The organism is Bacteroides sp. ET489 (genome assembly GCF_030518095.1).
GTDB classification, from domain to species: domain Bacteria; phylum Bacteroidota; class Bacteroidia; order Bacteroidales; family Bacteroidaceae; genus Bacteroides; species Bacteroides ndongoniae.
The window spans coordinates 42,949-65,690 of sequence record NZ_JAULLJ010000008.1; the positions used below are offsets into that span (position 1 = coordinate 42,949).

The 22,742-nt window shown below is 46.9% G+C and carries 14 protein-coding genes; 12 read left to right on the forward strand and 2 right to left on the reverse strand.

Translation table 11 applies throughout. From position 1 onward, the window contains the following. Positions 1–109: 109 nt before the first annotated feature. Both Q3C19_RS06455 and udk read right to left on the reverse strand, forming a co-directional pair. The gene (locus Q3C19_RS06455) at positions 110–1,510 is read right to left on the reverse strand and encodes a transporter substrate-binding domain-containing protein (RefSeq protein ID WP_302728050.1); all 1,401 of its coding nucleotides are present in this window, start codon (positions 1,508–1,510) and stop codon (positions 110–112) included. An 18-nt stretch (positions 1,511–1,528) separates the two neighbouring features. Further along, positions 1,529–2,140: a uridine kinase gene (gene udk / locus Q3C19_RS06460; RefSeq protein WP_071149083.1), complete on the reverse strand. Its 612-nt coding sequence runs from the start codon at positions 2,138–2,140 to the stop codon at positions 1,529–1,531. Positions 2,141–2,242: 102 nt separating this feature from the next. On the opposite strand from udk, the gene Q3C19_RS06465 reads away from it, so the two are divergent. The 12 genes from Q3C19_RS06465 to Q3C19_RS06520 all read left to right on the forward strand — a co-directional run bounded on the left by Q3C19_RS06465 (position 2,243) and on the right by Q3C19_RS06520 (position 22,720). Further along, positions 2,243–2,545 (forward strand): Dabb family protein, encoded by a 303-nt coding sequence (locus Q3C19_RS06465; RefSeq protein ID WP_277121491.1) that lies wholly within the window; start codon positions 2,243–2,245, stop codon positions 2,543–2,545. A gap of 25 nt (positions 2,546–2,570) precedes the next feature. After that, entirely contained in the window at positions 2,571–4,589 is a 2,019-nt protein-coding gene (locus Q3C19_RS06470; protein ID WP_022163118.1) for a cytochrome c biogenesis protein CcdA, read from the forward strand. 15 nt (positions 4,590–4,604) lie between these two features. After that, on the forward strand, positions 4,605–6,014 hold the full coding sequence (locus Q3C19_RS06475; protein ID WP_022163117.1) for an amidophosphoribosyltransferase: 1,410 nt from the start codon (positions 4,605–4,607) through the stop codon (positions 6,012–6,014). Positions 6,015–6,124: 110 nt separating this feature from the next. Next, entirely contained in the window at positions 6,125–7,345 is a 1,221-nt protein-coding gene (gene pepT / locus Q3C19_RS06480; protein WP_302728054.1) for a peptidase T, read from the forward strand. Between the two features lie 30 nt (positions 7,346–7,375). Further along, positions 7,376–8,479 (forward strand): glycine cleavage system aminomethyltransferase GcvT, encoded by a 1,104-nt coding sequence (gcvT, locus tag Q3C19_RS06485; RefSeq protein ID WP_287641294.1) that lies wholly within the window; start codon positions 7,376–7,378, stop codon positions 8,477–8,479. Positions 8,480–8,830: 351 nt separating this feature from the next. After that, complete coding sequence (locus Q3C19_RS06490) at positions 8,831–10,303, forward strand: monomeric [FeFe] hydrogenase (RefSeq protein WP_302728057.1); 1,473 nt, start codon at positions 8,831–8,833, stop codon at positions 10,301–10,303. A gap of 22 nt (positions 10,304–10,325) precedes the next feature. Then, positions 10,326–11,360 (forward strand): [FeFe] hydrogenase H-cluster radical SAM maturase HydE, encoded by a 1,035-nt coding sequence (gene hydE, locus Q3C19_RS06495; RefSeq protein ID WP_302728173.1) that lies wholly within the window; start codon positions 10,326–10,328, stop codon positions 11,358–11,360. A gap of 30 nt (positions 11,361–11,390) precedes the next feature. Then, positions 11,391–12,812 carry a [FeFe] hydrogenase H-cluster radical SAM maturase HydG gene (gene hydG, locus Q3C19_RS06500; protein WP_302728059.1) on the forward strand — a complete coding sequence of 474 codons (1,422 nt, stop codon included), beginning with the start codon at positions 11,391–11,393 and terminating at the stop codon, positions 12,810–12,812. Between the two features lie 29 nt (positions 12,813–12,841). Next, positions 12,842–17,008 (forward strand): two-component regulator propeller domain-containing protein, encoded by a 4,167-nt coding sequence (locus Q3C19_RS06505; protein ID WP_302728061.1) that lies wholly within the window; start codon positions 12,842–12,844, stop codon positions 17,006–17,008. A 112-nt stretch (positions 17,009–17,120) separates the two neighbouring features. Further along, a complete protein-coding gene (locus Q3C19_RS06510) occupies positions 17,121–19,277 on the forward strand; it encodes an alpha-N-acetylglucosaminidase (RefSeq protein ID WP_277121499.1) in 2,157 nt (718 codons plus the stop codon). Beyond that, positions 19,277–20,353: an acyltransferase family protein gene (locus tag Q3C19_RS06515; RefSeq protein WP_277121533.1), complete on the forward strand. Its 1,077-nt coding sequence runs from the start codon at positions 19,277–19,279 to the stop codon at positions 20,351–20,353. Before Q3C19_RS06510 ends, Q3C19_RS06515 begins: the two co-directional genes overlap by 1 nt. A gap of 54 nt (positions 20,354–20,407) precedes the next feature. Further along, positions 20,408–22,720 (forward strand): GH92 family glycosyl hydrolase, encoded by a 2,313-nt coding sequence (locus Q3C19_RS06520; protein ID WP_302728063.1) that lies wholly within the window; start codon positions 20,408–20,410, stop codon positions 22,718–22,720. The last annotated feature ends 22 nt before the right edge of the window (positions 22,721–22,742 follow it).

The following is a 22,742-nucleotide window of genomic DNA, read 5'->3' on the forward strand; positions in this document are numbered from 1 at the left end:
GATAACAAAATTAATTTGTATTTGAGGTTTTTCTTACCTTTTTTATGCCGAATGTTGTCTACCATCTATCAGAAGGTAGGCAACATTTGAGTTTTTTAAAGAAGCGTTTTTACTTTATTTTCTTTTTGTATTGTTCGTATCGTGAGGTCACTTCGCGAACAAAGTTATACGTTTCGATTCCTCGGAAATAGCCGTTTTTGCAGACAGGGTCGGTAAAGTATTCTTCGTCGCTTTTCAGTAAGATGTAGTTTTCTACATTGTTTTGCCAAATGTATTTGTTCTTTCCGTATTTTTCGGCCAAAGCCATCGCGTCGAGTACGTGTCCGATACCGGAGTTATAAGCTGCAAGTACAAATTTGGTTTGTTCTTCTTCGGGAACAGCTGCAAAACTCTGGGCGGTGGACGCGATGTATTTTACTGCGGCTTTGATACTTTCTTCCGGATTTTGTTCTTTGCCCGGCGGGACTCCCATGGCGCGTGCTGTGGCAGGCATCAGCTGCATCAGGCCCTTGGCGCCTGCCCACGATACGGCAGTACTGTCGAAGTTGGACTCGGTGTAAGCAAGGGAAGCAAGCAGTCGCCAGTCCCAGTTTATCTGGGGTGCATATTTTTTGAACAGATAATCGTAATGGGATATTTTCCCTTCACGTAACGACAGGATGGGAGAGTGGGGCACAGATTTGCTGTGCTCGAAATATCGCTTCATGCTGACCGTGTAGGCTGGTGATGTCATGTTCTCTTTGTGCCATCGGTTGGCGGCTTCGGCTAGTTGCACAGAGCTTTTCCGTACAGCCCAAGAGGCACGCTGGTCAAAGCTAATAGAGAGTTGGATATTCAGATTGGGGTAATAGGTTCGGTTGAGGCGTGCTACGTCGTTGTCGGCAATCGTATAGGAGATTTTGCCTTGTGAAACCTGAGTGATAAGATCTTCCATTGTAATGCTGTCGCTGCTTACCTTGTGGATATGTATACCTCCGCCCAGTTCTTTATCCAAATTGACCAAACGCTCGTAATGTTTGCCGGGTTTGACGTATATGTCTTTACCTATCAGTTCCGTAACATCTTTCAACGGACGTTCTTTCCCGTTATTACGCTGAACAACGACCTGATGGGTGATGATTTCTTCACCGCAATAGGTCACACTGTCTTTCCATTCTTTGGTGATAGGCAGGTTGTAGGCTATCAGGTCGCCTTCGCCTGCCAGTAATTTGTGGATGAGGTCGTGCACATTTCTGGCTACTTTCACTTTTAGTTTGACACCCAGACTTTTGGCAAACTGTTCGCCCAATTCATATTGGAAGCCCATTTCTTGTCCGCGGTAGTTGAAGTAAGAGGTCGAACTGTATAGTGTGAGTACTACCAGTTCGCCACTATCTTTGATCTGTTGTAGTTCGTCAAAGCCTGCTTCGGCTTCGGACGAACCTTGTTTCCCACGGCAACTTCCGAATAATATAAATATCAGGAGCGACAGGCACAAGCCAGTCGGAAATAGCAGGTGTCGTTTCCCCATCTTTTTTCTTGTTACAGATTAGTGATTCAAGTGTTTTTTGATGTACATCGTCAGAATGTCGATGGCTACTTGATTGCTTCCTCCTTCAGGCACAATGAGGTCGGCATAGCGCTTGCAAGGTTCGATAAACTGTTGGTGCATAGGTTTCAGAACACGTGTATAGCGTTCCATGACAGCTTCGGCTGTACGTCCTCTTTCTACGACATCGCGCTGGATGACGCGGATGAGCCGTTCATCGGGGTCGGCATCTACGAAAATCTTTAAGTCCATCATATTGCGCAATTTCTTGTCGCATAGAGCCAGAATACCTTCGATGATGATGACGTGGCGTGGTTCAATGTGGATGGTTTCCGGTTGGCGTGTACAGGTCAGGTAAGAATAAGTGGGCTGTTCGATGCTTTTTCCTTCGCGCAGCAGGGCTACGTGCTTGGAAAGTAGTGCCCAATCGAAAGCGTCGGGATGGTCGAAGTTGATATTCTGTCGTTCTTCGACGGGTACATGACTACTGTCCTTATAATATGAGTCCTGAGGAAGTAGAACAACTTCGCCGGCTGGCAGACTCTCGATGATTTTACGTACGACGGTGGTCTTTCCTGACCCGGTTCCGCCTGCAATTCCTATTATTAACATCCGTTTACATGTATATTTGAAACAAAACAAGTATTTTTGCAGTTGCTGAAAACAACTGCTTCGGCTGACAAATATACGTAAAAACATTAAAATAACAAAGTTATGGTCAAGCACATAGTATTATTTAAGTTGAAAAAGGAGGCTCCGACTGCCGAAAAGTTAGAGGCAATGAACAATTTTAAAAAGGCTATCGAAGCACTTCCTGCCAAAATATCGGTGATTCGGAAGATTGAAGTTGGATTGAATATGAACCCTTCGGAAGAGTGGAACATAGCTTTGTACAGTGAGTTCGATACATTGGACGACGTGAGGTATTATGCTTCGCACCCCGATCATGTGGCTGCTGGCAAGTTGATTGCCCATGTCAAGGAAAGCCGTGCTTGTGTTGATTATGAAATTGGATAAACCCTTGTAATTATTGAAATAACTGATGAAGAAAAGTTTGTTTTCGGTTCTGCTGCTGCTTCTAGCCGTGATGACCCAGGCGCAGATTCAGGAACCGGTAAAGTTTAAGACTGAATTAAAGAATGTTTCGGCCGATGAGGTTGAGATTGTTTTTTCGGCCACTATCGACAACGGCTGGCATGTGTATTCTACCGAGTTAGGTGACGGTGGCCCCATTTCTGCCACATTCAACACCGAGAAACTATCCGGGGCATCATTGGTTGGTAAACTGAAACCTGTAGGTAAGGAAGTATCTGCTTATGACCAGATGTTCGAGATGAAAGTGCGTTATTTTGAGCATACAGCTCAGTTTGTACAGAAATTGAAGCTGACCGGAGGTAACTATCAGATAGAAGGTTTCCTGGAGTATGGTGCTTGCAACGACGAGAATTGTCTTCCGCCTACGCAAGTGCCTTTTAATTTTTCTGGAAAGGCTGCCGGAAAAGCTTCCGTTGCCGAGAAAACGGATACAGCTGCAACGGAACAGGCACAGGTCACTGAGGAACTCGTAACGGAAGAAGCAGTTCCAGTTGATCCTGTTGAAAAGGTGACAGAGGGTACTGTAGATCTTTGGAAGCCGGTGATTGATGAATTGAAGGCAATGGGCGAAACATCTTCTGCTCAGGAAGATATGTCGTGGGTATACATATTTATTACGGGTTTCGTAGGAGGATTGCTTGCTTTGTTCACTCCTTGTGTATGGCCTATCATTCCCATGACGGTAAGTTTCTTCCTGAAACGTAGCAAAGATAAGAAGAAGGGTATTCGTGATGCATGGACGTATGGTGCTTCCATCGTAGTGATATATGTAGCGTTAGGACTGATCATTACCGGTATTTTCGGGGCCAATGCGTTGAATGCTCTTTCTACAAATGCAATATTCAACATATTCTTCTGTCTGATGCTGGTTGTGTTTGCTGCTTCTTTCTTCGGAGCGTTTGAAATTACGCTTCCTTCCAAATGGAGCAATGCTGTCGACAGTAAAGCTGAAAAGACTACAGGATTGCTGAGTATTTTCCTGATGGCTTTCACCTTATCGCTGGTATCTTTCTCGTGTACGGGTCCTATCATCGGATTTTTGCTGGTACAGGTATCTACGACAGGCAGTGTAATAGCTCCTGCTATCGGTATGTTGGGCTTTGCCATTGCATTGGCATTGCCGTTTACGCTGTTTGCCCTGTTCCCGTCATGGCTGAAGTCGATGCCTAAATCGGGTGGCTGGATGAACGTCATTAAAGTGACGTTGGGTTTCCTCGAACTGGCTTTTGCGCTGAAATTCCTTTCTGTAGCCGATTTGGCATACGGATGGCGCATTTTGGATCGTGAAACTTTCCTGGCTTTGTGGATTGTTCTTTTTGCTTTATTGGGTTTCTATCTGTTGGGAAAGATCAAATTCCCGCACGATGACGACGATACCAAAGTCAGTGTGCCCCGTTTCTTTATGGCTCTGGCTTCACTGGCATTTGCGGTTTATATGGTTCCCGGTTTGTGGGGTGCTCCGCTGAAGGCTGTCAGTGCCTTTGCACCGCCGATGAAGACTCAAGACTTTAATCTTTATAATAACGAAGTACATGCCCAGTTCATGGATTACGATTTGGGTATGGAATATGCACGTCGCCAGGGTAAACCTGTCATGCTTGACTTTACCGGTTATGGATGTGTCAACTGCCGTAAGATGGAGCTGGCTGTATGGACCGACCAGAAAGTCAGTGATATTATCCGTAACGACTATGTACTTATCACATTATATGTAGACGATAAGACTCCGCTTCCTCAGCCGCAAAAGATTGTCGAGAACGGTACGGAACGTACATTGCGTACGGTGGGTGATAAGTGGAGCTATCTGCAACGTGTGAAGTTCGGTGCCAATGCCCAGCCATTCTATGTGCTGATTGACAACGAAGGTAAGCCGTTGAACAAATCGTACTCTTACGATGAGGATATACCTAAGTACGTAGAATTCCTGCAGACGGGATTGGAGAATTATAAAATAGTGAAACAATAAAAATAAAGAGAATTTATGGGAGGATTTTTTGGGACAGTTGCCAAGGCAAGTTGTGTGGCTGATTTGTTTTACGGAACCGATTACAATTCGCATCTTGGCACAAAGCGTGGCGGTATGGCTACGTTTGATTCGGAACAGAAAACATTTGCACGCTCTATTCACAATCTGGAGAGTACTTATTTCCGGACGAAGTTTGAAGACGAACTGGACAAGTTTAAAGGAAATTCAGGTATTGGAATTATTAGCGATACCGATCCGCAGCCCATCATATTGAATTCCCATTTGGGACGTTTTGCCATTGTTACGGTAGCTAAGATTGCCAATTTGGCCGAACTGGAAGCTGAACTGCTAAGCCATAATATGCATTTTGCCGAGTTGAGTTCGGGGCAGACCAATCAGACTGAACTTGTGGCTTTGCTGATCATTCAAGGCCGGAACTTTGTGGAAGGCATTGAGAATGTTTACAAGCGTATTAAAGGGTCATGCTCTATGCTGTTGCTTACCGAAGATGGCATTATTGCTGCCCGTGACAAATGGGGACGTACCCCTATCGTTATAGGACGAAAAGAAGGAGCTTATGCAGCGACCAGTGAGTCAAGCAGTTTCCCCAATCTGGATTATGAGATTGACCGTTATTTAGGACCGGGAGAGATTGTCCGTCTTCGTGCCGATGGTGTGGAACAGTTGCGTAAGCCTGAAGATAAAATGCAGATTTGTTCTTTCTTGTGGGTATATTACGGCTTCCCTACTTCCTGCTACGAAGGTATTAATGTAGAAGAAGCACGTTTTACCAGCGGATTGAAGATGGGACAGACCGATACATCCGAGGTGGATTGTGCCTGCGGTATTCCCGATTCGGGTGTAGGTATGGCTTTGGGATATGCCGAAGGTAAGGGAGTACCTTATCATCGTGCTATATCCAAGTATACACCGACGTGGCCGCGCAGCTTTACTCCCAGTAAGCAGGAAATGCGTAATCTGGTGGCTAAGATGAAACTGATACCCAACCGTGCCATGTTGCAGGGAAAACGTTTGTTGTTCTGTGACGATTCGATTGTTCGTGGTACCCAGTTGCGCGACAATGTAAAGATTCTGTATGATTGTGGTGCGAAAGAGGTGCATATTCGTATTGCTTGTCCGCCGCTGATTTATGCTTGCCCGTTTGTCGGATTCACGGCTTCCAAGAGCCCGTTGGAATTGATTACACGTCGTATTATTAAGGAGCTGGAAGGCGATGAGAACAAGAACCTCGATAAGTACGCCACTACCGGTTCGCCTGAATACGAAAAGATGGTCGAGATTATCCGCGAACGTTTTGGGCTGACTTCATTGAAGTTCAATACGCTGGAAACACTGGTCGAATCTATTGGTTTGCCCAAATGTAAGCTGTGTACACACTGTTTTGATGGGAGCAGCTGTTTCTAAATGTAGCATTATTCATGGTTAAGTTCTTGAGTTTTTAAGTTGGCAAGTTAATAGTTATAATTCAACTCATAAACTCAAGAACTTACAAACTAATATTATCCGTTAATCATATGTCTTTAGTAGAGCGTTTTTTAAAGTATGTAAGTTTCGATACCCAGTCAAGTGAGGAGACGGGACTTACACCAAGTACTCCGGGGCAGATGACGTTTGCCGAGTATTTGAAGAGTGAACTGGAATCTTTAGGGTTGGAAGAAATCTCATTGGACGAGAACGGCTATCTGTTTGCTACGCTGCCGGCCAATGTCGACAAGGAGTTGCCTGTGGTAGGCTTCATTGCCCACATGGACACCAGCCCCGACATGAGTGGAAAAGACGTGAAGCCGCGTACGGTGACCAATTATGACGGAACGGACATCGTGCTTTGTACCGAAGAAAACATTGTGCTTTCTCCTTCGCGCTTTCCCGAACTGCTCGATCACAAGGGAGAAGACCTGATTGTGACCGATGGCAAAACGCTGCTGGGTGCCGATGATAAGGCTGGTATTGCCGAGATTGTTTCGGCTGTTGTCTATTTGCAGCAGCATCCCGAAATCAAGCATGGTAAGATACGTATCGGGTTCAATCCTGACGAGGAGATCGGATTGGGAGCTCATAAGTTCGATGTAGAGAAGTTCGGTTGCGACTGGGCTTATACGATGGACGGAGGTGAAGTGGGCGAGCTGGAGTTCGAGAACTTCAACGCTGCTTCGGCCAAAATAGTTTTTAAAGGACGTAATGTACATCCGGGTTATGCCAAGAACAAGATGCTGAACTCGCTTCATGTGGCCAACCGTTTCATTTCTTTGCTTCCCGAAAACGAAACGCCCGAACATACCGAGGGATATGAAGGATTCTACCATCTGATTGGTATGAACGGCGAAGTAGAGCAGACTACCGTGTCTTACATCATCCGCGACCACGACCGTGTCCGTTTCGAGCAGCGCAAGCAGCGCATGGAACGTCTGACTGCATTTATCAATGCCGAATACGGTGAGGGAACTGCAGCTTTGGAATTGCATGACCAATATTACAACATGCGCGAGAAGATTGAGCCTGTGATGCACGTCATCGATATTGCTTTCGAGGCAATGAAGGCTGCAGGGGTAGAACCTCACGTGAAAGCCATCCGTGGTGGTACGGACGGAGCACAGCTTTCGTTCAAGGGATTGCCTTGCCCGAATATCTTCGCCGGCGGACTGAACTTCCACGGACGTTTCGAGTTCGTTCCTATCCAAAGCATGGAGAAGGCAATGAATGTCATCGTGAAAATTGCGGAAATCGTGGCAAAATAAGAATCTGACACTAAACTTTTTAAGAATATCATGAAAACAACTCCATTTACCGAAAAGCATATCTCGCTGGGTGCCAAGATGCACGAGTTTGCGGGATACAACATGCCGATAGAATACTCTGGCATTATTGACGAACATCTTACTGTCTGCCAGGGTGTAGGCGTATTCGATGTTTCCCACATGGGAGAATTTTGGGTGAAAGGCCCTCAAGCACTTGCTTTCTTGCAGAAAATAACGTCGAACAACGTAGCTGCCTTGACTCCCGTTACGGCCGATGCCCCGGGTAAAGTGCAATACAGTTGCTTCCCCAATGAGGATGGTGGTATTGTCGACGACTTGCTTGTCTACCAGTACGAACCCGAGAAGTATCTGTTGGTAGTAAATGCTTCCAACATCGAAAAAGACTGGAACTGGTGTGTAAGCCATAATACCGAAGGAGCTGAGTTGGAGAACGCTTCCGACCGCATGGCTCAGTTGGCTGTACAGGGTCCGAAGGCCATTCTTGCTTTGCAGAAACTGACTTCGATCGACCTTTCGGCCATACCTTATTATCATTTCACTCACGGTGAGTTTGCCGGTGTGAAGGATGTCATTATTTCCAATACCGGTTATACGGGTGCAGGTGGTTTCGAGTTGTATTTCTATCCGGAGGATGCCATGAAGATCTGGGATGCAGTTTTCGAGGCAGGAGCCGAATTCGGAATCAAACCCATCGGTCTGGGTGCACGCGATACACTGCGTCTGGAAATGGGATTCTGTCTGTATGGCAATGACTTGGATGACACGACTTCGCCTATTGAGGCAGGTTTGGGTTGGATAACGAAGTTTGTCGACGGAAAGAACTTCATCAACCGTGCCATGCTGGAGCGCCAGAAGCAGGAAGGTACAGTGCGCAAGCTGGTAGGATTCGAGATGGTAGACCGTGGTATTCCCCGTCATGGTTATGGCCTGTTCAGTGCCGAAGGCGAGGAAATCGGTACGGTTACTTCGGGCACTATGTCGCCAACCCGCAAGATCGGTATCGGTATGGGTTATGTGAAGCCGGAATACAGCAAGCCGGGTACGGAGATCTGTATCGACATGCGTGGCCGGAAGCTGAAGGCTGTAGTGGTACGTCCGCCTTTCCGCAAATAAGATTGTTTCTCTGAAGAACGACGGATAAAATAAGAATATCCTGTCGGGGCAGTAATCAGACTGTTCTCGGCAGGATATTTTCGTTTTTATAAGTAGCTGTAATACAGTATACTTTTATAGCCGTTGAGAGACACTTGTGTTGCTCGCGAGCGACACTTGCACGGCTCGTGAGCAACACTTGCATGGCTCGCGAGCAACACAAGTGTGGCTCACGCCTCATGCAAGTATGATTCACCCGTCAGGTTTGTATGCAGATAGCGATGCACAAATCTACTATGAAATTTGGTTAAAAAACCTATAATTCTTATCTTTGCGCCCCTAATTCTAATTCATTCACTACATTCAATATTTATGGCTTTCACCAATAATGTTATGATTGTTCGCCACAAACTATTGGCGAAACTTGTTGATCTTTGGAATCAGAATCGTTTAATCGAGGAAATTGACCGTCTGCCTATCGAACTGAGTCCTCGTCGTGCGCGTCCGTTGGGACGTTGCTGTATCCACAAGGAACGTGCTGTGTACAAGTATAAGATGTTCCCCTTGCTGGGTTTCGACATGACAGACGAGAAAGACGAACTGACTCCGCTTTCCGAGTATGCCCGTCAGGCTTTGGAGAAGCGTCGTGAGTTGAAGGAGAATATTCTGTGTGTGATCGATGAGGCTTGTTCTTCGTGTGTGCAGGTGAACTACGAAGTGACCAACCTTTGCCGGGGATGCGTGGCCCGCAGTTGCTACATGAACTGTCCGAAGGATGCCATCCGTTTCAAGAAGAACGGCCAGGCTATGATCGACCACGATACGTGTATCAGTTGCGGTAAGTGTCACCAGAACTGTCCTTATCATGCTATTGTCTATATTCCTGTGCCATGCGAAGAAGCTTGTCCGGTAAAGGCTATCAGCAAGAACGAGGACAATGTAGAGCACATCGACGAATCGAAATGTATCTATTGCGGTAAATGTCTGAACGCATGTCCTTTTGGTGCCATATTCGAGGTTTCGCAGGTGTTCGACATTCTGCAAGCTATCAGCGAAGGCGAACAGGTTGTAGCCATTCCGGCTCCGTCTGTTTTGGGACAGTTCAATTCTACCATCGAGGAAGTGTACGGAGCATTACGCAAGGTAGGCTTTGCCGATGTGATTGAAGTTGCGCAGGGAGCCATGGATACTGTGAGTCACGAGGCTGCCGAGTTGAAAGAAAAATTGGAAGAAGGACAGGCGTTTATGACAACGTCCTGCTGTCCGTCATATATAGAAATGGTCGAAAAGCATGTGCCCGAGCTGAAGAAATATGTTTCTACTACCGGTTCGCCCATGTACTATGCTGCCCGTATCGCCAAGCAGCGTTATCCCGAGGCAAAAGTTGTGTTTATCGGCCCGTGTGTGGCCAAACGCAAGGAGGCACGTCGCGATGAGTGCGTAGACTACGTAATGACATTCGAGGAAATCGCTTCCGTATTCGAAGGATTCCACATTGACCTGAAGCAGACTCCGGCATACGCCGTAAGCTATACTTCTGTACGCGAGGCACACGGTTTCGCACAGGCAGGAGGTGTAGCAGGAGCTATTAAAGCTTATTTAGGCAAGGATGCCGAAGGTATTCCTATGATACAGGTAGCCGACCTGAACAAGAAGAACATCGGATTGCTGCGTGCTGCTGCCAAGACAGGCAAGGTGCAGGGACGTTTCATCGAAGTGATGGCTTGCGAGGGTGGCTGTATTTCGGGTCCGAGTGCCCACAACGACTTTATGGCCGGACGCCGCCAGCTCAATCAGGAACTGCTGAAGCGTCGCGAGTCATACGAAAACAGAGACGGAGAATGATACGATGACTTCACAGAATCGGCTGAAGGAATACGTAGAGCGTCTGGAGGGCGGTGAGGCACTGTCCTCTGAAGCTTTACGCAGTTTGTTGGTGATGCCGGACGGCGATGCTTCCGCATATCTGCAGGAGTGTGCCCGTCGGGTAGCACAAAGCCGTTTCGGTACATCGGTTTACGTACGGGGACTGATTGAAGTCAGCAATTACTGTCGTAATAACTGCTATTATTGTGGCATCCGGAAAGGCAATCCTGAAGTGGTGCGCTATCGGCTGGGGAAGGACGATATTTTAGAGTGTTGTCGTCATGGTTATTCACTGGGATTTCGTACCTTTGTGTTGCAGGGTGGAGAAGACCCGCGGCAAACGGATGATTTCGTTGTGGATGTTGTTTCGGCTATCCGTGCCCTTTATCCCGACTGCGCCATCACGCTTTCGCTGGGTGAGAAGCCGCGCGAGGCATACGAGCGCTTCTTCCGGGCAGGTGCCAATCGCTATCTGCTCAGGCACGAGACGTATAATGCTGCCCATTACTGTCAGCTGCATCCCGCTGAAATGTCCCGCGACAACCGGTTGCGCTGTCTGCACGACCTGAAAGATATTGGTTATCAGACAGGGACAGGCATCATGGTAGGAAGCCCTGGGCAGACAGTTGATGACATTGTAGCCGATTTGCTTTTCATTCGCGAACTGGCTCCGCAGATGATTGGTATCGGGCCTTTCATTCCTCATCATGCTACTCCTTTTGCCCTTGAGAAGGCTGGAAGTGTAGAACTGACGCTGCGCCTGTTGTCCATTCTGCGGTTGATGCATCCACGTGCACTGATTCCGGCTACTACCGCTCTGGCAACTTTGTTGCCCGAAGGGCGGAACCGTGGCATATTGGCAGGAGCCAATGTCGTGATGCCCAATCTGTCTCCGCTGTCTGTGCGGCAAAAGTACGAACTTTACAACGATAAGGCTGCTTTGGGAGCCGAGTCGGCAGAAGGTTTGCAAGCTCTTCAGAAAGAATTGGATCGCATCGGCTACCGCATCGATTATGGAAGAGGAGACTATGTTTAATAAAGAATAAGATAAGAAAGGATCAAGATAATGGCTTATAATCCCCAATCGTCTATAGCGACAGAGTTTATCAATCACGAAGAAATACTTGATACACTGGAGTACGCCCGTCAGCATAAGGACGACCGTGTACTGATCAGTTCGCTGATAGAGAAGGCACGCGAGTGTCGCGGGCTTTCGCATCGCGAAGCGGCAGTGTTGCTCGAATGCGACCAGCCGGATCTGACGGAAGAACTTTTCCGTCTGGCCAAGGAAATCAAGCAGCGTTTCTACGGCAACCGTATTGTGATGTTTGCCCCGCTCTACCTTTCCAATTATTGTGTCAACAGCTGTGTTTATTGTCCTTATCATGTAAAGAACAAGACTATTGCCCGCAAGAAACTCACGCAGGAAGAAATACGCCGCGAAGTGATAGCCTTGCAAGACATGGGGCACAAGCGTCTGGCACTCGAAGCCGGCGAAGATCCTTTGCACAATCCGATAGAATATATCCTGGAGTCGATACAGACCATTTACAGTATTCATCACAAGAACGGAGCTATCCGCCGGGTGAATGTGAACATTGCCGCTACAACTGTCGAAAACTATCGCAAGCTGAAAGAGGCAGGCATCGGTACCTATATTCTTTTCCAGGAGACTTATCATAAGGAAAATTATGAGAAACTTCATCCGCGTGGACCGAAGAGCAATTATGCCTATCACACGGAAGCCATGGACCGTGCCATGCAGGCCGGTATCGATGATGTAGGTTTGGGAGTGCTTTTCGGACTGAATACATATCGTTACGATTTTGTAGGTTTGCTAATGCATGCCGAACACTTGGAAGCAGCGTTTGGCGTAGGTTCTCATACCATCAGCGTTCCCCGTATCTGCTCAGCCGACGACATTGATGCCAGCACCTTCGAGAATGCTATTTCCGACGAGACTTTCCAGAAGATTGTAGCTGTGATTCGCGTCAGTGTGCCTTATACAGGAATGATTATTTCGACACGAGAGTCGCAGAAGTCACGCGAGAAAGTGCTCGACATTGGTATTTCACAGATTAGCGGCGGTTCGCGTACCAGTGTGGGTGGTTATGCTGCGCCCGAATTGCCGGAAGAGAATTCCGCTCAGTTTGATGTAAGCGATACCCGGACGCTGGACGAAGTAGTCAACTGGTTGCTTCGTCTGGGCTACATTCCGAGCTTCTGTACGGCCTGTTACCGTGCCGGACGTACGGGTGACCGGTTCATGTCGCTGCTAAAAAGCGGTCAGATAGCCAATTGCTGTTTGCCCAATGCCTTGATAACCTTGCAGGAGTATCTGGAGGATTATGCGTCGGAAGAAACCCGTGAGTTGGGTAGGCAGATGATCAGGCAAGAGATGCAGCATGTTCCGAATGCAGCCATACGAACCCGAGCTTCCGAATATTTGGAACAGATCGTAAAAGGAGAGCGGGATTTCCGTTTCTGAAAGGTTGGATTTGAAAAAGTAGCTTGGTTATGAGACGATTGAAGTTGCTGGTTGTATTAGTCTGTTTAAGTTGGGTATGCTCTGCCTATTCCAACGAATCAAACCGCTTCTTCAACCGGTACAACTTTCATTTCATAACCGAACGTTTTGGACTTCCTTATAGTGTTGTGACAGACATTATTCAGGACTCTGACGGCTATATTTGGGCTGCTACTTACAACGGGCTTGCGCGTTATGATGGTTATCAGTTTCTGAATTATAATTCCCAGACACATCCTATTCGTTTGAAAAACGGATTTGTACATCACCTATGTGAAGACAAATTCAAGCGTTTGTGGGTTGCCACGGAAGGAGGTCTCGATTTGATAGACTTGAATACATACGCTTCCGTCCGGCTTCCTTTTCCTTCTGATACCATCCTTCATCGTTTGCAAAATAGCTTTATTCATACTATTTACAAAGACAAGAAAGATGATTTGTGGATAGCATGTAACAATGATTTGTGGCATCTTCGTCTGGATGCTAACGAGCAAGTGTGTGAATATCATGTACTGAGGTCAAAAGCCACTTCCCCAGTTCATGCTGTGGTGGATATGGGGGATTTTGTCTGTGCTGGCATTGACAATGAGATTTGTATAATAGAAAAGGCAGGTAACCATCTTTTAAAGGCAGTTCCTTTGTCCGATGAACTGGTACCTTTCAGTGAAGACTGGCGCATATCCTGTTTACTGATGGATGGGGACTTTCTTTGGATTGGCTCCAATCGCGGACTGTTCAAATACAATCATTCTACCAAAAGTCTGAAGAGATACCGTTATTCTACTCACCGTCCCGGTATGTTGAGTCAGGCTTATATCACGGATATCAAACTGACAGAATTGGGATATCTGATTGTTTCCACACTGAACGGATTGAATGTATACCATCGTGATACAGATACTTTCTCTTTCATTCGTCAAGGTAATACTCAAAATGGATCTGGCATTAACTGTAATGGCATCAATTGTATATTTACTTCTGGAGAAACCATTTGGTTAGGTACAGAGAATGGTGGTATTAACCTGCTTTCACCCAAACGATTGCAGACAGAAATGTGGGCATGCCCTTTATTGGGCAAAGAAGGTGAACATGCGGCGGCTAATGCCATAGCCGAGGATGCTTCGGGTAATTTATGGATTGGTCTGGTAGAGAGAGGATTGGTAGAATGGAATCCGGCAACCAATTCGTATAAACGATATTTGTTCTCTCCGGGTGATATGACCTCGATCAGTAATAATACAATTAACGGTCTGTTTACAACCGCAGACAATCATTTGTGGATTTATACGTGGGGAGTTGGTATCAACGACCTCGATCTGAACAAACCGGATGAAAGGAAATTCAAGCGATATACCCGTGAGGAATTTTCTACGTTGAAAGGCGATTTTATCAGTAGTGCTTGCGAGGATACCATCAATCGGGGAATCTGGTTTGGTTCCACTCGTGGAGTATTGTTTTATGATCGTGAAACAAATTCTTTTAGTAGAGTGTTGTTGGATAGGGTTACAAACGAATTCGAATCAATTCACGCACTTCTGATAGACAAGAAAAAACGTTTGTGGGTTGGTTCTTCACAGGGAGTGTTTATTATAGATCTGTTTTCGTTTGCCAAATCGCGTAAACGCTTCGATTATGCATACCTGCGTTATAAGTTGGATGATCCCGAATCGGGAAAGATTGAAAAGATAAATAGTATTCTGGAGGACCATGAAGGCAATATCTGGTTGGGAGGGAATGGTAGCGGACTTTATAAGTTGTCAGATGACAAAAATGGACGTTTCAGTTTTAAAAATTATACAACGCAGCACGGACTTCCCAACAATACAGTATTAGGGATGACTGAAGACGGACAAGGCAACTTATGGATTGTAACATATGAGGGCCTGACAAAAGTCAATCCATATTCGATGACTTTTATCAGCTATACACAGTCCGACGGTTTGCCAACTGCACAGTTCTATTGGAATGGTATCTATTATTCGTCGCGAAACGATTTGTTATATCTGGCAACAACCAGCGGACTGCTTATTATTCATTCCGAAAATGAACTGTTACCATCAGGCATTCCCGAAGTGCGTTTATCATCGTTGACTGTGGCCGGAAATGTGGTTTATCCGTTGGACGGCAATTATTTGGAAGAGCCTGTTACGAAAGCTTCTAAAATTACTTTGCACGAAAGTGAAAGTCGTTTTTCAATTGGATTGACAACATGCAATTATGGCAATAACCGGCGGATTCGTTTTGCTTATCGTTTGAAAGGCTATGAAAAAGAATGGAATGAAACATTGCCGGGAGATTGTATGGTCAGATATACAGCTTTGCCTGCCGGAAATTATATATTGCAGGTGCGTGCTACCGATGAGTACGGACATTGGTCTGAATATGTTCGGGAAGTGCAGGTGCGTATTATACCTTATTTCTATAAGACAGTATGGTTCTACCTTTCGATTCTGATTCTGGCAGTGTTGGGTGCCTGGTGGTTTTATCGACGTAAGACACGCCGCTTCCGCGAACAACGGATTGAACTGGAACAGAAGGTTGAGGAGCGTACTCAGAAATTAGCTGTTCAGAACAGACAGCTGGAGGAGATGGCACAACATGTGAAAGATGTAACAGAAGAGAAAATTGCCTTTTTTACCAATATTACCCATGAATTCCGTACTCCCGTTACGTTGATTCACGGACCGATTGAGCATGCGTTGAAAGAAGTAACCGACGAACATGTGAAAGCAGACTTGCAGATTGCTGAGCGCAATTCCAGTTATTTGCTTTCGTTGGTCAACGAACTGATGGACTTCAGGAAACTGGATATGGACAAAGTTACATTGGACAGGAAGCCTTGTCAGTTTGTTGCTCTTCTGTCCGAGTTATTATTGCCTTTTAAGGTATTTGCCAAAGAGCGGCAGATTGAGATCCGCTTTTTCTCACGAGTCAGTACTCCGTGGGTGTTGCTTGATGCCGCTTACATGCGTAAAGCGTTGGTGAATCTCATTTCGAATGCCATTAAGTTTACGCCCGATCGGGGGCGCATTGACGTATTTGTTGCGTCTGTACGTGGAAAGGATGGTACCCCAATGCTTTATATTGATGTTTGCGATACGGGGCATGGTATTGTTGAGGAAGATATGGAAAAGATCTTCGACCGTTTCTTTCAGTCGAAGAAAAGTGTCAAGTATCCGGTGTACGGGCAAAGCGGTACGGGTATCGGATTGTTTTTGTGTCGGAAAATCGTAGAATTGCATGAAGGTACTATCCATGCACGCAATAATCATAGTAAGGGAGCTTCTTTCCGCATCTTGATGCCTTTTGTTCCAAGCGAAGAACTAGAATTGGTTGATGATAAAAAGGTATTGGAAGAAACAAAGATTCTGGATGGGGAAAACTTAACGGGAGGTCAGAAGAAAGCAACTATTCTGATTGTAGAAGATAACAAGGACATGCGTTCCTATATCCGTACGTTGCTCGAAAGAGAGTATTGCCTGCTCGAAGCAGAAAACGGGCAGGAAGCTCTTGAAACCATACAGCATCATAACGTCGATCTGATTGTCAGTGACCTGATGATGCCGGTGATGGATGGTTTGGAACTGTCGCGTCGTATAAAGGAAAATCTGGCAACTTCGCACATTCCCTTCCTGATGCTGACTGCCATTCGTTCGGAAGCTCAGGAAAAAGAAAGTTATAAGATTGGGGTAGACGAGTATTTATGCAAGCCTTTCGATGCCGATATGTTGTTACTGCGTATTCGCAATATCTTGAATTTGCGTCAGAAATATAAAAAGATGTTTTCGGCCAGCAGCAATGTGGACGACCTTCCCATGAAGGAAGAATCCCGGGATCAGGTCTTCATTGCGCGGGCATTGGAGCTGATGCAGAAAAACTATGGCGATTCGGAATATGTGCTCGACAACTTTGTACGTGACATGGGGTACAGTAAAACGATGGTCAACAAAAAAATGCAGGCACTGACGGGACAACCTATCGGTCAGTTTATGAAAGGTTACCGTCTGAACATAGCACAGAAAATGATTCAGGAAAGTACGGGCGATTTCAATGTTTCCGAAATTGCTTATGCTGTGGGCTTCAACGACCCCAAGTATTTTACGAAGTGTTTTAAGGAATTCTTTGGTTATTTGCCTAGTAGCTTACTGAAGAAATAGCCTTTGTCGGATTGAACTTTACTATATTCTGCCTAAACTTTTCTATTTTCCTCCATTCCATTGGCGAAAGTACTTATTTTTGCTGAAAAGAATATCAATCTTAAGTACTATCATGAAAATCAGAACAGTTTTCGTCCTTTTATTTTTATCAGTGTATACATTCTGTCTGGCTGGCAACCCCATTAGTGGTTTGTTGGAAAGAATAGATAAGGGTGCTTCACGCAAGTTTGCCATCGAGTTGAAAAAGGGAGAGAAAGATTTTTTCGAACTGGATCAACGTGGCAATAAAGTAGTGGTGCGTGGTAATAACTATGTGAATATAGCTACAGGTATAAACTGGTATCTGAAGTACTATGCAGGCATCCAGTTGTCATGGAATGGCATGACTGCTAAGTTGCCCGATGTACTGCCGCCTGTCGGACAGAAAGAACGCCACGAAACGGATTTGTCTCTTCGTTACGACTTTAATTATTGTACTTATTCCTATACAATGGCTTTCTGGGATTGGGAACGCTGGGAAAAGGAGATTGACTGGATGGCCTTGCATGGTATCAACATGCCTTTGGCTGCAGTAGGACAGGAATGTATCTGGTTTAATATGCTTCAGAAACTTGGTTACACGAAGGAAGAAGTGAACCGCTTCATCGCCGGACCTGCTTTTCTGGCCTGGTGGGCAATGAACAACCTCGAAGGCTGGGGTGGCCCGAATCCCGACTCCTGGTATGTGCAGCAGGAAGCTTTGCAGAAAAGAATTCTGAAACGGATGCGCGAGTACGGCATTCGTCCTGTCTTTCCCGGTTATTCGGGCATGGTGCCACACGATGCCGATGTGAAGTTGGGACTGAATGTGACAAAGTCCGATCTGTGGAACGGATTTACCCGTCCGGCTTTCCTGCAACCTACCGATGAACGGTTTGCCGAGATTGCCGATCTGTATTACAGCGAACAGGAACGTTTGTTCGGAAAAGCCGATTTCTACTCTATGGATCCTTTCCACGAAGCTGAGAATGCAGCTTCAGTCGATTTCGATGCGGCAGGAAAAGCCATTATGAATGCCATGAAGAAAGTCAATCCGAAAGCTGTATGGGTTGTACAGGGGTGGACCGAGAATCCGCGTCCGGAAATGATGAAAAATCTGAAGAATGGTGATCTGCTTATTCTGGACCTCTTCAGTGAGTGCCGTCCCATGTGGGGAATACCTTCTATCTGGAAACGCGACAAGGGATACGAACAGCACGACTGGATCTTCTGCATGTTGCTGAATTTCGGTGGAAATGTAGGTTTGCACGGGCGTATGGATCAGTTACTCAATAATTTCTATCTGACTAAAAACAATCCGTTGGCAGCCCATCTGAAGGGTATCGGTCTGACAATGGAGGGAAGCGAGAACAATCCGATGATGTTCGAACTGATGTGCGAGTTACCCTGGCGTCCGGAGAAATTCACCAAAGAAGCATGGCTGAAGGACTATCTGTTTGCCCGTTACGGGGTACGCGACGAGAAGATCGAACAGGCATGGACCCTGCTGGCCAATACCATTTATAACTGTCCTTTCGGTAACAATCAGCAAGGTCCTCACGAATCCATTTTCTGCGGCCGTCCTTCGCTGAACAATTTCCAGGTGTCAAGCTGGTCCAAGATGGCCAATTATTACGACCCGACAGTGACGGAAGAGGCTGCCCGCCTGTTGTTGGAAGTAGCCGACCGTTATCGTGGTAACAACAATTTCGAGTACGATCTGGTAGATGTTGTTCGCCAGGCCATTGCCGATAAGGGACGTATCGTTTACAACCGTACGATAGCCGATTATAAGAGTTTCGATAAGAAAAGTTTTGCTGCAGATTCCCGCAAGTTCCTCGATATGCTCTTGTTGCAGGATCGTCTGTTGGGTACACGGAGCGAGTTCCGTGTCGGACGCTGGATAGAGCAGGCACGCAAATTGGGCAATACTCCTGAAGAAAAGAAACTCTATGAATGGAATGCCCGTGTGCAAATTACCACGTGGGGCAATCGTGTCTGTGCCGACGAAGGCGGTCTGCGCGACTATGCCCACAAAGAATGGAACGGTATTTTACGCGATTTCTATTATAAACGCTGGGAAGCCTATTGGAAAACCTTGCAGGACGAACTGGACGGAAAACCAGCCGTAACTCTCGACTTTTATGCTATGGAAGAGCCTTGGACGCTGGCTTCGAATCCATATACGTCAGCACCCGAAGGCGATTGCATTGATGTAGCTAAAGAAGTGTTTGCCAAAGTATTTGAATGATGGAAAAGAAAAGGCTCTTGTCGTTGGATGTATTGCGGGGACTGACGGTGTTCGGTATGATCGTAGTCAACAATGCCGGAGGCAGTCAGTCTTACGAATCGTTGCGCCATTCTGCATGGAATGGCCTGACTCCTTGCGACCTCGTATTTCCCTTCTTTCTGTTCATTATGGGAATATCCACATACATTGCGCTTCGCAAGTTCGATTTTCAGCCTTCAGCACCGGTCATCCGGAAGATACTGAAGCGTACCGTGCTCATTCTGCTTATCGGATGGGCCATCGGTTGGTTCGATTTTGTTTGTGAAGGCGATATCTTTCCCTTTGCCCATTTACGGTTGACTGGAGTGCTGCCCCGCATTGCTTTGTGCTATTGTGTAGCTTCACTTCTGGCATTGTATGTCAATCATAAACGTTTGGCATGGATTGCAGGCATATTGTTGGTGGGCTATGCTGTTTTGCTCTGTATGGGCAATGGATATGCGTGTGACGAGACCAATATTCTGTGTGTTGCCGATCGTGGTATTTTAGGGACAGAGCACCTTTACCGGAAGAGCCCGATTGACCCTGAAGGGTTAGTCAGTACCTTGTCTGCCATTGCTCACACACTGATAGGCTTCTGCTGTGGAGCACTGATGCTGAAGAAAGGCATTTCATTGGAAACAAGAATCCTGAAACTGGCGGTTACAGGCTTTCTGCTGATGGCTGTAGGCTTCTTGCTGACAGAAGCTTTCCCGCTGAACAAGCGTATCTGGTCGCCTACTTTTGTACTGGTCACTTGTGGACTTGCAGCCATGCTTCAGGCTACACTGACCTACTTCATTGATCTGAAAGGAAAGAAAGACTGGTGTCGCTTCTTCGAAGTATTCGGAGTCAATCCGTTGTTCCTGTATGTGCTGAGCGAAGTGGTAGCTATTGTGATAAGTGCTACGGGAAGCAAGCCTGTCGTTTACGGAGTCATTCACTCGTGCATTTCCGATCCTTATCTGGCTTCGGCATGTTATTCGTTGCTCTTCGCGCTGGTAATGGGAGGATGCGGATATTGGCTGTACAAAAAGAAAATATATATCAAGTTATAAGCAGATCGTAGAATATTCTCGATCGAAAGAATTGAAAAGAAAGAGCAAAGTGTTATGACAGGAATCCGTTTATATAGTGTCTTGTGTATTTTTTCCGTTGCAGGCTTTTGTGCAGCTTGTTCGGAGAAAAGTGCGGAGGAAAAACGTCTGCCATATGTTGATACGCGTATTGGTACGGCTCCCAGTGTGACGCATACGGCCGGGCTGTTTGGAAAGAACACCGAGGAATACGGACAGACGTTGCCCGCAGTGCTCGAACCCAACGGAATGAATTTCTGGACTCCCCAGACACGTGATACAGAAAAAAAATGCGTAGCTCCTTACTATTATGCCGACAGCCTGTTGCAGGGTTTCCGCAATTCGCATTGGATTGTCGGCGGATGCACGCAGGACTATGGCTCCATGACGCTGATGTCACTTTTTAGCCGTTTGCGGTGCATGCCCGAAGCACGTGTAACCCGTTTCTCGCACCAGACCGAGCAGGCCACTCCTGCCTATTATGCCGTTTCCTTGCCCGATGAGGCTCTGACAGCAGAGATGACGGCACGTTCGCGCTCGTCCATTTTCCGTTTCACCTATCAGAAAAGCGGTAAAGCCTATTTGGTTGTCAATCCGAACAGCGATGAAGGGCAGGGATTTATCTCGGTCGATACGGTGAACAACGTCATCAGCGGTTACAATCCCGTTCACCGCATCTATCAGGGCTGGGGAGAGCCTGCCGGATATAGCGGACATTTTGTGGTTCGTTTCCAGAAGAAGATAACAGGCTTCGGCGTATTCCGAGGCGATTCCATATTCCCGGCTCGTGAGGCTATAGGCAATGCCTGTGGTATCGGTGCCTATGTCGAATTCGATGTACACGAAGGCGAAAGTCTGTTGGTTAAGGCCGCTTCGTCGTTTGTCAGTGCCGAAGGAGCCATGAGCAATCTTGAAGCCGAGATTCCCCATTGGGATTTTGACCGTACACGTCGTGAACTGACAGATATCTGGGAACATCGGTTGGCACTTGTCGAAGTGCAGACCGACAACCGCGAAGCCAAGGAAAAATTCTACAGTGCCTTATACCGGGCTTCTTTCCTGCCGCGCACGTTCAACGATGCCGACGGCCGTTACCCTTCGTTTGCTACCGGTACTCCCGTGCGTCAGCTTCCTGCCGGACGCACCTATTACGAGGACTACAGCATGTGGGATACGTATCGTGCCCTGCATCCGTTGGTTAATCTGCTGACTCCCGGACGGGCGGGCGATATGATGCAGTCGCTTGTCTGGAAGTACGAACAGGGTGGGTGGCTGCCTATATTTCCGTGCTGGAACAGTTATACGGCTGCCATGATTGGCGACCATTGCATTGCCGCCTTAGCTGATGCTTATAGCAAGGGAATCCGTAATTTCGATATTGACAAGGCGTACGAGGCAATGCGCAAGAACGCTTTTCAGTCGCCCGCCGATGTGCGCGAATACCGTGACGGAATGGGGCGTAGGGCTTTGAAGTCCTATCTGAAGTACGGATACATTCCGCTTGAAGATTCTGTTCCCGATGCGTTCCATACGAAGGAGCAGGTATCGCGTACGCTGGAGTATGCTTACGACGACTTTGCCTTGGCGCAGGTCGCTGTTGCTTTGGGTAAGACAGCCGATGCAGACAGCTTGCTGGCTCGTGCCCGCAATTATCGCAATGTCATCGATCCTCGTACCGGTTATGCACAAGGGCGTCGGGCCGACGGCAGTTTTCTTACGGATGATAATGCGTTCCGTTTTGCTTCCTTTATCACCGAAGGAGCCCCGTGTCATTACACCTGGTACGTGCCTCACGACCCTTACGGCCTGATGGAATGCATGGGCGGACGTGACAAATTCATCGCTAAACTCGATTCCATGTTCAGCGAACAGCGCTATTGGCATGGTAACGAACCTTGCCATCAGGTAGCCTTTCTGTTCAACTATGCCGGACAGCCGTGGAAGACCCAGCAGGCAGTGCGTCACATCATGCAGACCGAGTACCTGCAGACACCCGGCGGGTTGTCGGGCAACGACGATGCCGGACAGATGTCGGCCTGGTACGTCTTTGCCGCTTTGGGCTTCTATCCCGTATGTCCCGGCACACCTTATTATATATTGAGTAGTCCTTCGTTCAGCGAAGCAGCGTTACATCTTGAGAACGGACGTACATTTATATTGAAGGCGCTTCATGCTTCCGAGAAGAACATCTATATACAAAGTGTCCGTCTGAACGGACGTCCTTATACGAAGAATTACCTTTCGCACGAGGATATTCTGCGGGGAGGAACGATGGAGTTTGTCATGGGCGATAAGCCTAACACTGCTTGGGGCAGTGCTTCGGCCGACTGTCCGCCTTCTGTAATGTAATTGATTGAACGAATGTTTATGC

Excerpts from the sequence above, each read along its gene's own strand:
- Q3C19_RS06465 (WP_277121491.1), top strand. The coding sequence starts at position 2,243 with ATGGTCAAGCACATAGTATTATTTAAGTTGAAAAAGGAGGCTCCGACT.
- Q3C19_RS06505 (WP_302728061.1), top strand. The coding sequence starts at position 12,842 with ATGAGACGATTGAAGTTGCTGGTTGTATTAGTCTGTTTAAGTTGGGTA.
- pepT (WP_302728054.1), top strand. The coding sequence starts at position 6,125 with ATGTCTTTAGTAGAGCGTTTTTTAAAGTATGTAAGTTTCGATACCCAG.
- Q3C19_RS06520 (WP_302728063.1), top strand. The coding sequence starts at position 20,408 with ATGACAGGAATCCGTTTATATAGTGTCTTGTGTATTTTTTCCGTTGCA.
- gcvT (WP_287641294.1), top strand. The coding sequence starts at position 7,376 with ATGAAAACAACTCCATTTACCGAAAAGCATATCTCGCTGGGTGCCAAG.
- Q3C19_RS06470 (WP_022163118.1), top strand. The coding sequence starts at position 2,571 with ATGAAGAAAAGTTTGTTTTCGGTTCTGCTGCTGCTTCTAGCCGTGATG.
- Q3C19_RS06515 (WP_277121533.1), top strand. The coding sequence starts at position 19,277 with ATGGAAAAGAAAAGGCTCTTGTCGTTGGATGTATTGCGGGGACTGACG.
- udk (WP_071149083.1), bottom strand. The coding sequence starts at position 2,140 with ATGTTAATAATAGGAATTGCAGGCGGAACCGGGTCAGGAAAGACCACC.
- Q3C19_RS06455 (WP_302728050.1), bottom strand. The coding sequence starts at position 1,510 with ATGGGGAAACGACACCTGCTATTTCCGACTGGCTTGTGCCTGTCGCTC.
- Q3C19_RS06510 (WP_277121499.1), top strand. The coding sequence starts at position 17,121 with ATGAAAATCAGAACAGTTTTCGTCCTTTTATTTTTATCAGTGTATACA.
- Q3C19_RS06490 (WP_302728057.1), top strand. The coding sequence starts at position 8,831 with ATGGCTTTCACCAATAATGTTATGATTGTTCGCCACAAACTATTGGCG.
- hydG (WP_302728059.1), top strand. The coding sequence starts at position 11,391 with ATGGCTTATAATCCCCAATCGTCTATAGCGACAGAGTTTATCAATCAC.
- Q3C19_RS06475 (WP_022163117.1), top strand. The coding sequence starts at position 4,605 with ATGGGAGGATTTTTTGGGACAGTTGCCAAGGCAAGTTGTGTGGCTGAT.